This window comes from Streptomyces sp. NPDC002867, assembly GCF_053591895.1.
On sequence record NZ_JBSFUR010000062.1, the window covers coordinates 13798 to 27118 of the forward strand.

Consider the following 13321-nt stretch of genomic DNA (forward strand, 5'->3'; position numbering starts at 1 on the left):
CGCCATCGTGTTTCAGGTCCACGATGGCGCCGCTGTGTGGGGGAAGCACCTAAGCGATTTGAAACGACGGGGGAATCGCTCAGGCACTGCGGGGGGTGGCGGTGGTGTCCGGTTCGACGAGCTGGTGATCACGCGCGTCGAGGTTGACGAAGATCATGCCGTACCGGATGGCGCAGCGGACGGGCTGCGGGGCTCCCCGCGGCCGTCGCAGGCACCGGTAGGCGCGGACGTCCTCGTCCTCTTCGCGGGCGACGACGATGGGCTCTCCGAACAGGGTGACCATCAACGAGTCGCCACGGTGGGGGATAGCCGTGACGAGGTCGATGAAGTGCCACCCGGAGCGATATGCCGTCGCCATCTCCCGTCGGAAGACCCTGTCGTCCGGGGGTATGGTCATGCTTCCGCCTTCGTCGGCGCGATATCCCAGCCGATGTCGCCATCCGCCTGCACGAGACCAGAACTGACCCCCGTGGGTGTGCTGTCCCACCCGATGTCGCCGGCGCCCATCGCGCCGTAGAGCAGGACTGCAGAGAAGGCAGTGGCAAGCACCGAGCGAAGCGTTCTCCTGTACATAGTCGGCTTCGTCCTCACTTGATGGATTCCTCTCCCCCGCCCTCCCGACGATGCCTCACCCGGGGACGCGAATGCCACAGAAGCGATGCATCATGTTCTTGCACGTTCAGGACCCTGGGGGGTGGAGATTTGAACACAATCGACACAAGTCGGGCACATCCCCATGGCGTAACCGAAATGTGCGAGGAAGGAAAGCGCCTTTACGCCAGCGCACTGCGCTCCGGACGCATCTCCCGCACCGAAGCGGCGATCGCTCCCTGCCTCGTCGAATTCGCACTGCTGCACCCGGACCCCGACTCCCCGGAGTGGCTTCGCCCAGTTCCGCCGTCGGCGGCGCTCGCGCAACGCCTGTACCCCATCGAACGAGAGATTCAGGAGCGGCGGCACCTCGCGGTCGAACTGACCGATTCTTTCGAGCCGTTCATGAACATCAGCGCCCAGGACCCCTTGGCCACGCACGCCATCACGGTCCTGGAGGGGGTCAGCCGCATCAACGCCGCGCTCGATCTGGCCACCATGGAATGCCACACCGAGGTGCTCACCGTCCAGCCCGGCGGCGGGCGGAGCGAGCACGTGCTGAGCGAGGCGCTGGAGCGGGGGAAGTCCGTCGTCGAACGGGGCATCAGCATGCGGACGCTGTACCAGCACACCGTCCGCCACAGCCAGGGCACACTCGCGTACGCGGAGAGGCTGGCCGACGCCAAGGTCGAGATCCGCACCCTCGAAGAACTCATCGAGCGTCTGATCATCTTCGACCGGACCGTGGCCTACATCCCGGCCCGCTCCGATCGGCAGATAGCGCTGGAGCTCCGCCACCCCGGCCTCGTCCACTATCTGGCCCAGGTGTTCGAGCAGTTGTGGTGCCGCGCGATACCGCTCACGCAGCAGATGCCATATCCGCCCGCGGTGGACGGCATCACCGGCGTCCAGCGCTCCATCGCGAAACTCCTGGTCGAGGGCCACGTCGACGAGGCCATCGCCCGCCGGCTCGGCATGAACGTCCGCACCTGCCGCGCCCATATCGCCAAGCTCGCCGCCGCACTCGGCAGTGGAAGCCGCGCCCAACTGGGCTTCCTCATCGCCCAGTCAGGCATCCTGGAGGAGGAGTTGCCGCCCGAGGGCAGCGGCGACTAGGCACCGCCACCCCTGTACCCCGGCAGGCGTCCCGCGCCACGGCCATGTTGTTGCACTCCACGAAGAGGAGCCGCGAGGCGCACCCCCTGCCCGCACGCCGCGAGGGCGCTGGGCACTTGGCGGACCGCGCACCGAACCCGCCTGTCACCGCCGCGGGTTAGACTCCAGGTCATCAGCCGGAACGGCCTCGTGCCAGGGCGGGACCGACCATCCTGCCCGGCGCGCGCAGGGCCGGTCGGGGCGGCGGATGACCGGGGGCGACGCAATGGGATCAGACATGTCCGGGCTGGGGCTCTCCGCTCCTGAAGAGGCCGTGTACCGGCACTTCCTGAGGAATCCGGACACCTCCGACGACGAGATCCACACACTGCTGGGCCTGGACCGGCACGAAGTGCGCGCGGGCGTGCACCGCCTGTGCGCGCTGGGGGTGCTGAACCGCACCGGACCGAACGCGCTGGCCTCCGCGGACCCGGAGACCACCGTGGAGCGCCTCACCGACCTGCGTCTGCGGGAGCTCCACAGGGAGCTGGCCCGGGTCACCCAGGCCCGGCACCTCGTCGCCGAGCTGCGGCAGGAGCAGCCCAGCAACGGCGTCTGCGCAGCGCGCGTCGAGCGGCTGGCGGACGTCGAGCGGATCCGCGCCCGGATCGACGACCTCGCCTTCTTCGCCCGCGAGGAGATCCTCTCGGTCGAGCCGTACGCCGAGCTGACGCCCGAGAACATCGCGCACGCCCGTCCCCTCGACCAGCGCTGCCTGCGGCGCGGCGTGCGGATCCGCAGCGTCGTGCCGCGCACGGCGCTCGACCACCCGCCCACCGCCGGCTACCTGCGCGAACTGGCCTCGCAGGGCGCGCAGATCCGGGTCGCGCAGACCGTCACCGAGCGCATCCTCGTCTACGACCGCAGCACCGCCCTGGTGCCCGCGGACCCCGACGACACCACGCGCGGCGCGCTGCTCGCCCGTGAGGACGGGCTCGTCGCCAACGTGCTCGCCCTGTTCGAGAAGATCTGGAGCCAGGCGGAGCGCCTGCCGCCGCACGACCAGGGCGGCGACGGCCCGGATCACCCGACCGAGCTGGAACAACGCGTCCTGGAATCGATGTGCCGGGTCAGCAAGGACGAGATCGGCGCCCGCGAGCTGGGCATCTCCGTCCGCACCTACCGGCGCCATGTGGCCGACCTGATGCAACTGCTCGGCGCGGCGGGCCGGCCGCAGGCCGCCCTGCTGGCCCGTGAGCGTGGCTGGATCTGAACCTCACCCGTGAGGGTCCGGCAGCGACCATCCGCGCAGCGCGCGGTCCCGCAGCGCCCCGGCCACCGCCGCGCGCGCCGCGTCCGGACCGGCCCCGAGCCACAGCGTGATCCGGTCCGCGGAGACACGCGTGGCGCAGGGCCATTCCGGCGGCAGCAGGGCCAGCAGGCGGATCACCGTCAGGGGCGCGGCGGGCGCGTCCGCGGCCCGGCGCACGACACGGATCTCCGCCTCGTGGCCGCCGTTCCCGCCGCTCATGACGCTGGGCCGAGAACCGGAGCCGTACGGATGCCGAACTCGCGCCGCAGGGCGGAACGCGCCGCCCAGTACCCCGACATGCCGTGCACGCTGGGGCCGGGTGGCGTGGACGCCGAGCACAGGTACACCCCGCGCAGGGGTGTCCGGTAGGGGTCGAGCCGGGACACGGGACGCAGCAGCGACTGCCTGAGGCTGATGGCTCCCGACAGGATGTCGCCGCCCACGTAGTTCGGGTTGTACGCCTCGAACCCCGCGGCGGTGACGGCCCGTTCGGCCAGGACCGTGTCCGTGAAGCCGGGGGCGTGCCGCTCGATCGCGGCCCGGATCATCGGCAGCGGGTCACGCGTGTCGCCGTTGGGCACGTGCGCGTACGCCCAGACCGGCCGCCTGCCCCGCACCTCCCGCCCCGGGTCGGTGACGGCGGGATCGACGAGCATGACGAACGGTTCGGCGGTCGGGACGCCGCGCGCCGCGAGCGTCTCCTGCCGCAGGATCGTGGCGCGGCTGCCGCCCAGGTGGACCGTGCCCGCGCAGCCGATGTCCGGGTCGCGCCAGGGGATCGGCGCGGAGACCAGGAAGTCCGCCTTCGCCGCGCCGGGGCCGTACCGGAAGCGCGCCAGGGCCCGCGCGTAGCGGTCCGGCAGCCTGTCCCCGGCGAGCGCGAGGAATCCCTTCGGCGCCACGTCCAGCAGGACGGTCCGTGCGCCTTTCAGCTCCCGGAGGTCGGCGACGGGCGCTCCGGTGCGGATGCGGCCGCCGTGCGCCACGAGGTCGTCGGCGAGTGCGCGGGCGATGGCGGCGCTGCCTCCCCTCGGCAGCGGCCAGCCCGTGCTGTGGCCGAGGTGTCCGAGCAGCAGGGCTGTCGCACCGGAGGCGAGGCTGGGCAGCCGCCCGACCGCGTGCGAGGCCACACCGGTGAGCAGCGCGGCCGCCTCCTCGGTCGCGAACCCGTGGAAGGGGCTGCCGTGGCGCAGCACGCGCGGCGCCAGCAGGGCCGGGGCGGCGAGGCCGTCGGGCCGGGAACGCTGCCCGGACAGCATGAAGTCGACGACGCCGGTGCTGTGCGCGACCAGGGGTTCCATGAGCCTGCGCCACCGTGCGCCGTCGGCGCCGAGTCCGGCGCAGGTGGTCGCGAGGTCGCGGTGGGCGAGCGCGGCGGGCCGCCCGTCGAGGGGATGGGCGTAGCTGATCGCGGGCTGGAGGAGTTCCACCCCGCGGGCGGCGAGGCCGAACTCGCGGAAGAACCGCGAGGCGGCGGCCATGGGGTGCACCGCGGAGCAGATGTCGTGCACGACCTCGCTGTCGAAGAGCGAGGCGGTGCGCAGTCCGCCGCCGATGTCGTCGGCGCGTTCACGGAGTTCGACGCGCAGACCGGCGCGGGCCATGGTGACCGCGGCGGCGAGTCCGTTGGGGCCGCTGCCGACGACAGCGACGTCGACGTCCGTCATCCGCCCGCCGGCCTCTCGGGGGTTCCCCGGCCCTGCGGGGCCTTCTTCGCCTCGGCGAGCAGCTTCAGCCCCGCCCGGTCCGTCCCGGCGGGCCGGCCGCCGAGCCGGTGCACGACCGCCCAGGTGGTGGTGCCGGGGAAGGCCCCCGCGAAGACGGAGGCGTCCCGCGTCGCCCCGTTGTGCCAGCGCAGCTCGCCCGCGCTCTGCCAGGACACCGCGGGTTCGCCCAGCGCCCCGTCCACCAGCAGGCCCTGCACGAGGCGCGCCACGGCCCGCGGGGTCGCCCACAGGCCGCCGGCGGGCAGGATCGGACCGGTCATGGTCCAGGGGGTGCGGGGCCGCCCGAACGGGCCGCGGGCGGTCAGCGTCCGGTCGGCGGGCGGCCGGGCGGTGACGTCGTCGACGCCGAGCGGCGTGAGCACGTGCGCGCGCAGCAGTTCCTCGTACGTGCCGCCCCCGGCCGCCTCCAGGGCGGCGCCGAGGACGGCGTAGCCGAGGTTGGAGTACTCCTCGCCCGCGCCCGGTTTCCGCGCCGCGATCGCGTCGAGCCGCCGCAGGACCCTGTCGAACTCCTCGGCGTCGAGGGTGGCGTACGGGTCGCGGGGGTCGGTCGACGACGGCAGCGGATGCAGGCGGGGCAGACCCGAGGTGTGGTCCGCCAACTGCCGGAGCGTGATCTCCGATCCGGCGGGAACGGCCGGAAGCCATGCGGTCAGCCGGTCGTCGGGGTCGAGCCGGCCGGCGTCGGCGAGCCGCGCCAGCAGGGTTCCGGTGAGCGCCTTGGTGAGGGATCCGATCTCCACGTACGCGTCCGGGTCGTGGCCGTGCTCGGCCCGTACGGGTCCGGTTCCGGTGATCGCGCACACCGGCGCGGGACGCAGCAACCGCCTCATGCGCCGGTCCACTTCCGCAGCAGCGCCAGGCGCTCGGTCGGCTTCGGGGTCGTATCGCCGGCGACCCTGCCCCATGCCGTGAGCGTCCGGGGGGACGCGGTGCCGTCGACGAACCGGGCGAGCAGATCCTGGGAGAGGGCGAACTCCTCCTCGGCGTACGCACCGGCGGCCGCCGAATGGACGGCCAGCTCCTCGGCGCCGTGGGCGGTCTCGAGCCGCAGCAGCATCTCCGGCGGTTCACCGGCGCCGCCCAGCGCCGCCGTGAGGACGGTCTCCACGGCCAGCGCCAGCCGGCGGCGGGAAGCGCTGCGCACCGGGGCGCCCTCGACCGTCGCCGAGCGCAGCTCCGCCCATGTCCAGGCCCGGTGGCCGCCGGCCGCCGCGGCCTCCACGCCCTGCTCCGTCAGCCGGACACCACGGCCCTCGGTGCCCGGCGGGGCGCCCACGTACACCGCGTCCTCGGTGATCCAGAACAGTCCGACCATCGCCACAGTTGACTCCCGTTCATGTTGTACGTCCCGTCCGGGCGGGCGGCGCGGCCGCCTGCGCCCGGACGGTCAGCCTGCATTCTCGGCAGAGGCCGTCCGCGCCGCCGTCACGGCGGACTGTTCCGGCCATCCGGCCCGCTCCCGTACGGACGCCCCGACGCGGTCGCGGACGCGGTCCACCAGTCGGATCCCCGCGGCGAGCGGCCGGCTCAGGAAGATGAGGTCGCAGGCCACCATCGTGAGGGCGAACCCGGTGAGCCCCATGAAGAAGGCGATCGACAGGTGGAAGCCGATCGACGCCACGGCCGCCCAGGGACGCAGCCTCGGCACGAGCACGCCCAGCGGGAAGTAGACCAGGAACAGGGTGGTGGCGTAGGTGCCGCCGATCACCAGCAGGTCGTTCTCGTACACCAGCCGTGAGAATCCCGGGAGTTCGAACTCGGGGATGCGCATGATGTAGAAGAGCGCCGTGCCGTCCTGCCACAGCTTGCCCTGCACCTTGTAGAGGCCGCTGGTGACGTACACGAGGCAGATCTGCACCGCGACGGCGAGCACGCCCAGGTTGTGCAGCGGGTTCTGCGCGGCGCGCAGGCCGGCGGGCAGCCGGTCCTTGACGCGCCCGGCCAGGCCGCTCGTCAGGGAGAGCCGGTCGTAGCAGCGAGTGAGCATCAGCATGGGGATGACGAGGTACGCGAGGTTGTCGCCGCCGTCGAGCAGGAACTGGTCCCGCTGGTACACCGACCACAGGAACACCCAGTGCAGGGCGAGCACCGGCCGTCCGCCGACGCCCAGCATGACGGCGAGCGCCAGCAGCATGCCGAGGTGGAAGACCAGCTCGAACCAGGCCGTCGAGGTGCTGACCGCGTAGAGGCTGAAGGTGCCCGTCTCGTCCAGGACGGTGAGGAAACGGCTCCAGGACTCGACGCCCGAGGGGCCGAAGAGATAGTGCCGGTCGGCGTACTGCGAGGCGTAGAACATGAAGCCGACGAAGCCGAGCAGGGCCCGCGTGCCGGACACGCCCAGGACGGCGAACGGTGTCGAGCCGAGCCGGTCGAGCGAGGTCAGGGAACGGCTCGCCGAGGCGCACAGCCGCGCGCGAAGTGAGGTGATCACCGCAGTTCGTCCGCCTTCTGCCAGTCGAAGTCCTGCACCTGCACCGTGTCCTTGCCGGTCTTCGCCGGGGCGTTGCGCTGCGACCAGGGCGGCAGTTCGCGTACGTACATGCGCACCTGGATCCGCCGGGGGTCACCGCCGCAGGCGTCGGGCATCTGGGTCAGGGAGTAACGGGAGAGGAAGCGGACCGCGTTGTCCTGTGCCTTCTGCTCCTCGGGCATCAGGCGGACCTTCCCCTTCGCGTCCTTCTGGTCCTTCGCGAGGTCGTCCTTGTGCTTCTCCCGCAGCCGGTCGAGCAGCGGGTCGGTCGCGTTGATGGACTGCATGGGCGCGGAGACCAGCCGTGACATGCGGGAGGGGAAGAACCTGCTCTCCTGTGCCGCGCGCACGTAGGGAGTGGTGACGTCGTGGTAGTCGGTGACGCTCCCGTCCCGGCACTGGGCCCGGGCCAGCACGCCCCGGTCGTCGGCGAGGGGATCGGGCGCGAAGAGCATCCAGTTCTGCAGGAAGTACGGGTTCAGATAGCCCTTCACCTTGTCGAAGTGGCGGACCTTCAACGGGGTGGCGGGGGCCTGGGAGAAGGAGGCGAGAGCGAAGTGAAGGCCCAGGAGGGCGGCGCCGCCGAGCAGCACCACCCTCCTGATCACGAGATGACTCGTCACTTGTCGAAGACCTCTTCGACGGTCGGCGCGCCCGTGCTGGTGGTGTCCGCCGGGGCGGAGCCGAGGCTCGCGATCCGGACCACGTTGCCGACCTGGCTGCGGATGGCCTGCGTGCCGGCCAGCGCCTTGCCGTGGACGACCGCGGCCTTGGCGACGGAGCCGATCCACATCGGCTTCATGTCGGCCTTCGGCTCGGCGCTCTGGGCGGCGGAGGCGGTCACCGACGGCGCCGCGGCCTGGGCAGGGGCCTGCATGGCGAGCAGGGCGGCGACGCCGCCGAGAACCACACCGGCACCGGCAATTGCCTTCTTCACTGTTTCTCCCGTTTGTTCTTCTTCTCGGTCCGTCAGTTCACTGCCAACCGTTGACCGGCTTGCACAACTGGTCGATGGGCGGTGGCAGCCTGCGGTCGCCCGTGTGCTTCTCGCAGAATTTCTCGAGCGCCCGCCCCACCAGGCCGTGCGAAGCGTTTCCGCGCATCGACGCCGACAGCACGGACCGCTGCTCCGCGGTGGCACCGGCCGTACCTGTCGATCCCCAGACGATGGCCGCGGACACGGCCAGGACGACGATCGACCTGACGCGAACCGAATGACGCCTGGACTGCGCGTTCACTTGCTTCCCCCTTGACCTGACGGGTCGTTCTGACGAGGAAAACAATGCCACCGGAACAGCAGCGTCGGACCCGTTGCTCATGTCAGCTTCCTGCACACGGCCCGGCACCTTCCTGCCGCGCCGCCCTGCCCCCGGCATGCGAAAAAGGGGGCTCGTCCACGAGAGCCAAAAAGTTCGGACGGCGATGTCGAGAAACCGTGATCGGCTCCGTCCCCGAGGTGAACGCGACCACAATGGGTCGTACCAGCACCGAGGAGAAGCACGATGGCCAAGTACCTGCTGCTCAAGCACTACCGAGGCGCCCCGGCCGCGGTCAACGACGTGCCCATGGACCAGTGGACGCCGGAGGAGATCTCGGCCCACGTGCAGTACATGAACGACTTCGCGGCACGGCTCGAGAAGACCGGCGAGTTCGTCGACGGTCAGGCGCTCGCCCCCGAGGGGACATGGGTCCGGTACGACGGCGAGGGTCGCCCGCCGGTCACCGACGGGCCGTTCGCCGAGACCAAGGACCTCATCGCCGGCTGGATGGTGATCGACGTCGACAGCTACGAGCGCGCCGTCGAGCTGGCCGGGGAACTGTCGGCCGCCCCCGGGGCGGGCGGGAAGCCGATCCACGAGTGGCTCGAGCTGCGCCCGTTCTACGGCGTGTCGCCCACGATCACGGAGTGACCTCACCGATGGACGAGGCCCTGCTCCGGAGCCTCACCCCGAGCGTGCTCGCCGTCCTCGTCCGCCGCGGAGCCGACTTTGCGGCGGCCGAGGACGCCGTACAGGAGGCGCTGGTCGAGGCGGTCCGCGTCTGGCCGGCCGACCTCTCCCCAAGCTCTTCGAGCAGGGGATACCCCATGCGGGACCCGAAGGGCTGGCTGGTCACCGTGGCCTGGCGCAAGTTCCTCGACGCCACCCGCGCGGACGCCGCCCGCCGCCGGCGTGAGGACCTGGTCGACGAGGAGCCGGCGCCCGGGCCCGCGCCCGCGGTGGACGACACGCTCCAGCTCTACTTCCTGTGCGCCCATCCGTCGCTGACGCCGTCGTCCGCGGTCGCACTCACGCTGCGCGCCGTCGGGGGGCTGACCACCCGCCAGATCGCCCAGGCCTACCTGGTGCCCGAGGCGACCATGGCACAGCGCATCAGCCGGGCCAAGCGCACCGTCTCCGGCGTGCGGTTCGACCAGCCCGGCGACGTCGCCACCGTGCTGCGCGTCCTCTACCTGGTCTTCAACGAGGGCTACTCCGGCGACGTCGACCTCGCCGCCGAGGCCATCCGGCTCACCCGGCAGCTCGCGGCCCAGGTCGACCACCCCGAGGTGGCGGGGCTGCTCGCCCTCATGCTGCTCCACCACGCCCGGCGCGCCGCCCGGACCGCGCCCGACGGCAGCCTGGTGCCGCTCGCCGAGCAGGACCGCGGCCGGTGGGACACCGAGGCGATCACCGAGGGCGTCGAGATCCTGCAGGCGGCCCTCGCCCGCGCCCGGCTGGGCGAGTTCCAGGCCCAGGCCGCCATCGCGGCACTCCACGCCGACGCACCCACCGTCGAGGAGACCGACTGGGTGCAGATCGTCGAGTGGTACGACGAGCTCGTGCGCCTGACCGACAGCCCGGTCGTCCGGCTCAACCGCGCGGTGGCCGTCGGCGAGGCCGACGGACCGCGCGCCGGCCTGGCGGCGCTCGCGGCGCTGGACGACTCCTCCCCGAGCTCTTCGAGCAGGGGGTACCCCATGCCCCGCCACGCGGCGGTGGCGGCGTACCTCCACGAGCGCGACGGCGACCTCGCGACGGCGGCACGGCTGTACGCCGAGGCGGCCCAAAGGGCACCCAACCTCGCCGAGCGCGACCACCTGACGCGCCAGGCCGCCCGGCTCAACGCCCGCCGGAGTCGCTGACCGGTCGCGCCCGGATTTTCCCTCGGCACCAGGCGCGGCCGCCATGGGCGGAGCGGTGGCCTCGAAGTGAGTACCCGGGCCCTCCACTAAGAGCCCGAAAGGGCCGGAGAGCATGCGCTCTCCGGCCCTTTCGGCACACACTGCTCAGGACGATCTGCCGCCCTGGTCGGGTCGCTTGGGACGCCACACCACCAGCGCGCTCGTCTGCTGGACGTCCTGGTACGGAACGAGGTCGCGTCGGTAGGAGGCGTGGACCTGCGCCTCACGCTGCTGCATCGCCGCCGCCGCGCCCTCCACGGCCGCCGACAGCTCGGCGACGCGGGCCTGGAGCGCCGCGACCTGGTTCTCCAGCTCGATGATGCGCTTGATCCCGGCCAGGTTGATGCCCTCGTCCTGCGACAACTGCTGGACGGTGCGCAGCAGTTCGATGTCGCGGGCCGAGTAGCGCCGGCCCCTTCCGGCCGTGCGGTCGGGGGAGACGAGACCCAGGCGGTCGTACTGCCGAAGGGTCTGCGGGTGCAGGCCCGACAGCTGCGCTGCCACCGAGATCACGTACACCGGCGACTCGTCGGTCAGTTCGTAGGGGCTGCGACTGCGTCCCGGACGGCCCTCCATGTCATGCTCCCTTCGCGGCCTGGAACAGCTCGGCCCGCGGGTCCTCGTCCGCGGTGGCTTCGCGGTAGGCCTCCAGCGCTTCCTTCGCCTTGTCGCTGAGCTCGGTCGGCACGGCCACCTCGATGGTGACCAGCAGGTCCCCGCGCGTGCCGTCCTTGCGGACGGCGCCCTTGCCGCGGGCGCGCATCGTCCGGCCGTTGGGCGTGCCCGCAGGAAGCTTCAGCGTGACCGCGGGACCGCCGAGGGTGGGCACCTTCACCTCGCCGCCGAGCGCCGCCTCCGCGTAGGTGACGGGCACGGTGACGGTCAGGTTGTCGTCCTTGCGGCCGAAGACCGGGTGGGCATCGACATGGACCACCACGTACAGGTCGCCGGCCGGTCCGCCGCGCTCGCCCGGCGCGCCCTTGCCGCGCAGCCGGATGCGCTGCCCGTCGGACACACCCGCCGGGATGCGCACCTGCATGGTGCGCGAGGAGCGGGCCCGTCCGCTGCCCTTGCAGACGTCGCAGGGCGTCTCGGCGATCAGGCCGCGGCCCTTGCAGTCCACGCACGGGTCGGTCAGCGAGAAGGATCCGCTGCCACCGCGCGAGACCTGGCCGGTGCCGACGCACGTCGGGCACACGCGGGGCGTGCCGTTCTTGTCGCCGGTGCCGGAGCAGGCCTTGCAGGGCGCCTGGCTGGACATCCGCAGCGGGACCGTGGCCCCGTCGACGGCCTCGGTGAAGCTGAGCGTCACCTCGGACTCGATGTCCTGGCCACGGCGCGGCTGCGTGCGCGCACCCGCGCCGGCGCCCCGGTTGAACAGGCCGCCGAACACGTCGCCCAGGCCACCGCCGAAACCGCCGGCGCCGCCCTGGCCTCCGCCCGGGGCGCCCCCGAAGAGGTCGCCCAGGTCGAAGTTGAACGTGCCGCCGGCGCCGGGACCGGCCCGGAAGCCGCCGTTGCCGAACAGGGCGCGGGCCTCGTCGTACTCCTTGCGCCGCTTGGGGTCGCCGAGGATGTCGTTCGCCTCGGAGATCTCCTTGAAGCGCTCCTCCGCCTTGGCGTCGCCCTTGTTGGCGTCCGGGTGGTTCTCGCGGGCGAGCTTCCGGTACGCCTTCTTGATCTCGGCCTCGGTCGCGTCCTTGGGGACGCCGAGAACCTTGTAGTAGTCCTTCTCGACGAAGTCCTTCGTGCTCATCGACGTCCCTCCTCCCGGACGTGTCGTGCGTCAGCCCTCGTCCGGGCCACCGCTCTCCTCGTCGGCCTTCTTCTCTTCCTTGGCCGCCGACGCCGTGCCCGGCTGGGGCTCGGCCACCGCGACCCGCGCGGGGCGGATCGTGCGCTCGCCGATGCGGTACCCCGGCTGGAGCACCGCGACGCACGTCGTCTCCGTGACGTCCGGCGCGTACGAGTGCATCAGGGCCTCGTGCACGGTCGGGTCGAAGGGCTCGCCCTCCTTGCCGAACTGCTGCAGGCCCATCTTGGCCGCGGCGGTCTCCAGGGACTCGGCGACGGACTTGAACCCGCCCACCAGCTCCCCGTGCTCCCTCGCGCGGCCGATGTCGTCGAGCACGGGCAGCAGCTCGGTCAGGAGCGTCGCCGTGGCGATCTCCTTGACCGTGGCCCTGTCGCGCTCCACGCGGCGGCGGTAGTTCTGGTACTCGGCCTGGAGGCGCTGGAGGTCGCCCGTGCGCTCACCGAGCGCCGAGCGGGCCTGGTCCAGCTGCGCCGTCAGGCCTGCGATCTTCGCTGCGTCCCCTGCCGGGGCCGCCGGGCCCTCCTTCTCGGAGGACTCGGCGGACTCGGCGGCGTCCTCAGGGGTGGCGCCGGAGGGGACGTCGGGCTTCTCGTCGAAGCCCGGGGTCTCCTCCGTCACGCGGCACCACCCTTTGCGTCCTTCTCGTCGTCCACGATCTCGGCGTCGACGACGTCGTCGTCGGCCTTGGCCTCACCGGCGGCCGCGCCCTCGGGGGCGGCGTTCGCGTACAGCGCCTGGCCGAGCTTCTGGCTGACCGCGGCGACCTTCTCGGTCGCGGTGCGGATCTCGGACGTGTCCTCGCCCTTGAGCTTCTCCTTCAGCTCGCCGACGGCGGTCTCGACCTCGGTCTTCACCTCGGCGGGAACCTTGTCCTCGTTGTCCTTGAGGAACTTCTCCGTCTGGTAGACGAGCTGCTCGCCCTGGTTGCGGGTCTCGGCGGCCTCGCGGCGGCGGTGGTCCTCGTCCGCGTACTGCTCGGCCTCCTGGCGCATGCGGTCGACCTCGTCCTTCGGCAGCGAGGAACCGCCGGTGACGGTCATCTTCTGCTCCTTGCCCGTGCCCAGGTCCTTCGCGGTCACGTGCATGATGCCGTTGGCGTCGATGTCGAAGGAGACCTCGATCTGCGGGACGCCGCGCGGGGCCG

At 72.0% G+C, this 13321-nt stretch carries 18 protein-coding genes; 4 read left to right on the forward strand and 14 right to left on the reverse strand.

Annotated features, from left to right (window positions below; all coding sequences use genetic code 11):
- Positions 1 to 79 precede the first annotated feature (79 nt).
- Both ACWD0A_RS31725 and ACWD0A_RS31730 read right to left on the reverse strand, forming a co-directional pair.
- Positions 80 to 397, reverse strand: a complete 318-nt coding sequence (locus tag ACWD0A_RS31725) for a Rieske (2Fe-2S) protein (RefSeq protein WP_177149720.1) — start codon at positions 395 to 397, stop codon at positions 80 to 82.
- Positions 394 to 549 carry a hypothetical protein gene (locus ACWD0A_RS31730; RefSeq protein ID WP_451303737.1) on the reverse strand — a complete coding sequence of 52 codons (156 nt, stop codon included), beginning with the start codon at positions 547 to 549 and terminating at the stop codon, positions 394 to 396. Before ACWD0A_RS31730 ends, ACWD0A_RS31725 begins: the two co-directional genes overlap by 4 nt.
- Before the next feature lie 201 nt (positions 550 to 750).
- Between ACWD0A_RS31730 and ACWD0A_RS31735 the strand changes: the two genes are divergently transcribed.
- The gene (locus ACWD0A_RS31735) at positions 751 to 1707 is read left to right on the forward strand and encodes a helix-turn-helix transcriptional regulator (RefSeq protein WP_451303739.1); all 957 of its coding nucleotides are present in this window, start codon (positions 751 to 753) and stop codon (positions 1705 to 1707) included.
- 277 nt (positions 1708 to 1984) lie between these two features.
- Positions 1985 to 2959, forward strand: a complete 975-nt coding sequence (locus ACWD0A_RS31740; protein WP_451303741.1) for a helix-turn-helix transcriptional regulator — start codon at positions 1985 to 1987, stop codon at positions 2957 to 2959.
- 3 nt (positions 2960 to 2962) lie between these two features.
- On the opposite strand, the gene ACWD0A_RS31745 is transcribed toward ACWD0A_RS31740, so the two are convergent.
- The 8 genes from ACWD0A_RS31745 to ACWD0A_RS31780 all read right to left on the reverse strand — a co-directional run bounded on the left by ACWD0A_RS31745 (position 2963) and on the right by ACWD0A_RS31780 (position 8436).
- Positions 2963 to 3217: a hypothetical protein gene (locus ACWD0A_RS31745; RefSeq protein WP_307714396.1), complete on the reverse strand. Its 255-nt coding sequence runs from the start codon at positions 3215 to 3217 to the stop codon at positions 2963 to 2965.
- Positions 3214 to 4665, reverse strand: coding sequence for a phytoene desaturase family protein (locus tag ACWD0A_RS31750; RefSeq protein ID WP_451303743.1), 1452 nt, complete (start codon positions 4663 to 4665; stop codon positions 3214 to 3216). The genes ACWD0A_RS31745 and ACWD0A_RS31750 overlap by 4 nt, the downstream gene beginning before the upstream one ends.
- Positions 4662 to 5558, reverse strand: a complete 897-nt coding sequence (locus ACWD0A_RS31755; protein WP_451303745.1) for a serine hydrolase domain-containing protein — start codon at positions 5556 to 5558, stop codon at positions 4662 to 4664. The genes ACWD0A_RS31750 and ACWD0A_RS31755 overlap by 4 nt, the downstream gene beginning before the upstream one ends.
- Positions 5555 to 6049 carry a hypothetical protein gene (locus tag ACWD0A_RS31760; RefSeq protein WP_451303747.1) on the reverse strand — a complete coding sequence of 165 codons (495 nt, stop codon included), beginning with the start codon at positions 6047 to 6049 and terminating at the stop codon, positions 5555 to 5557. Before ACWD0A_RS31760 ends, ACWD0A_RS31755 begins: the two co-directional genes overlap by 4 nt.
- 66 nt (positions 6050 to 6115) lie before the next feature.
- Complete coding sequence (locus ACWD0A_RS31765) at positions 6116 to 7159, reverse strand: HTTM domain-containing protein (protein WP_451303749.1); 1044 nt, start codon at positions 7157 to 7159, stop codon at positions 6116 to 6118.
- Positions 7156 to 7821, reverse strand: a complete 666-nt coding sequence (locus tag ACWD0A_RS31770) for a DUF5819 family protein (protein WP_451303751.1) — start codon at positions 7819 to 7821, stop codon at positions 7156 to 7158. The genes ACWD0A_RS31765 and ACWD0A_RS31770 overlap by 4 nt, the downstream gene beginning before the upstream one ends.
- Positions 7818 to 8135 carry a hypothetical protein gene (locus ACWD0A_RS31775; protein WP_177149729.1) on the reverse strand — a complete coding sequence of 106 codons (318 nt, stop codon included), beginning with the start codon at positions 8133 to 8135 and terminating at the stop codon, positions 7818 to 7820. The genes ACWD0A_RS31770 and ACWD0A_RS31775 overlap by 4 nt, the downstream gene beginning before the upstream one ends.
- Positions 8136 to 8172: 37 nt before the next feature.
- A complete protein-coding gene (locus ACWD0A_RS31780; protein WP_451303753.1) occupies positions 8173 to 8436 on the reverse strand; it encodes a hypothetical protein in 264 nt (87 codons plus the stop codon).
- A gap of 264 nt (positions 8437 to 8700) precedes the next feature.
- Here ACWD0A_RS31780 and ACWD0A_RS31785 point away from each other — a divergent pair, with 264 nt between their 5' ends.
- Together ACWD0A_RS31785 and ACWD0A_RS31790 are read left to right on the forward strand one after the other, a co-directional pair.
- Entirely contained in the window at positions 8701 to 9108 is a 408-nt protein-coding gene (locus ACWD0A_RS31785; protein ID WP_257537232.1) for a YciI family protein, read from the forward strand.
- Between the two features lie 8 nt (positions 9109 to 9116).
- On the forward strand, positions 9117 to 10322 hold the full coding sequence (locus ACWD0A_RS31790; protein WP_451303760.1) for an RNA polymerase sigma factor: 1206 nt from the start codon (positions 9117 to 9119) through the stop codon (positions 10320 to 10322).
- 144 nt (positions 10323 to 10466) lie between these two features.
- On the opposite strand, the gene ACWD0A_RS31795 is transcribed toward ACWD0A_RS31790, so the two are convergent.
- The 4 genes from ACWD0A_RS31795 to ACWD0A_RS31810 all read right to left on the reverse strand — a co-directional run.
- The gene (locus ACWD0A_RS31795; RefSeq protein WP_177149732.1) at positions 10467 to 10937 is read right to left on the reverse strand and encodes a heat shock protein transcriptional repressor HspR; all 471 of its coding nucleotides are present in this window, start codon (positions 10935 to 10937) and stop codon (positions 10467 to 10469) included.
- A 1-nt stretch (position 10938) separates the two neighbouring features.
- Positions 10939 to 12117: a molecular chaperone DnaJ gene (gene dnaJ / locus ACWD0A_RS31800; RefSeq protein ID WP_307714403.1), complete on the reverse strand. Its 1179-nt coding sequence runs from the start codon at positions 12115 to 12117 to the stop codon at positions 10939 to 10941.
- A 30-nt stretch (positions 12118 to 12147) separates the two neighbouring features.
- Positions 12148 to 12795 (reverse strand): nucleotide exchange factor GrpE, encoded by a 648-nt coding sequence (grpE, locus tag ACWD0A_RS31805; RefSeq protein WP_451303756.1) that lies wholly within the window; start codon positions 12793 to 12795, stop codon positions 12148 to 12150.
- The coding region (locus ACWD0A_RS31810; protein WP_451303758.1) for an Hsp70 family protein at positions 12792 to 13321 on the reverse strand (530 nt) is incomplete at its 5' end. The genes ACWD0A_RS31810 and grpE, both read right to left, overlap by 4 nt.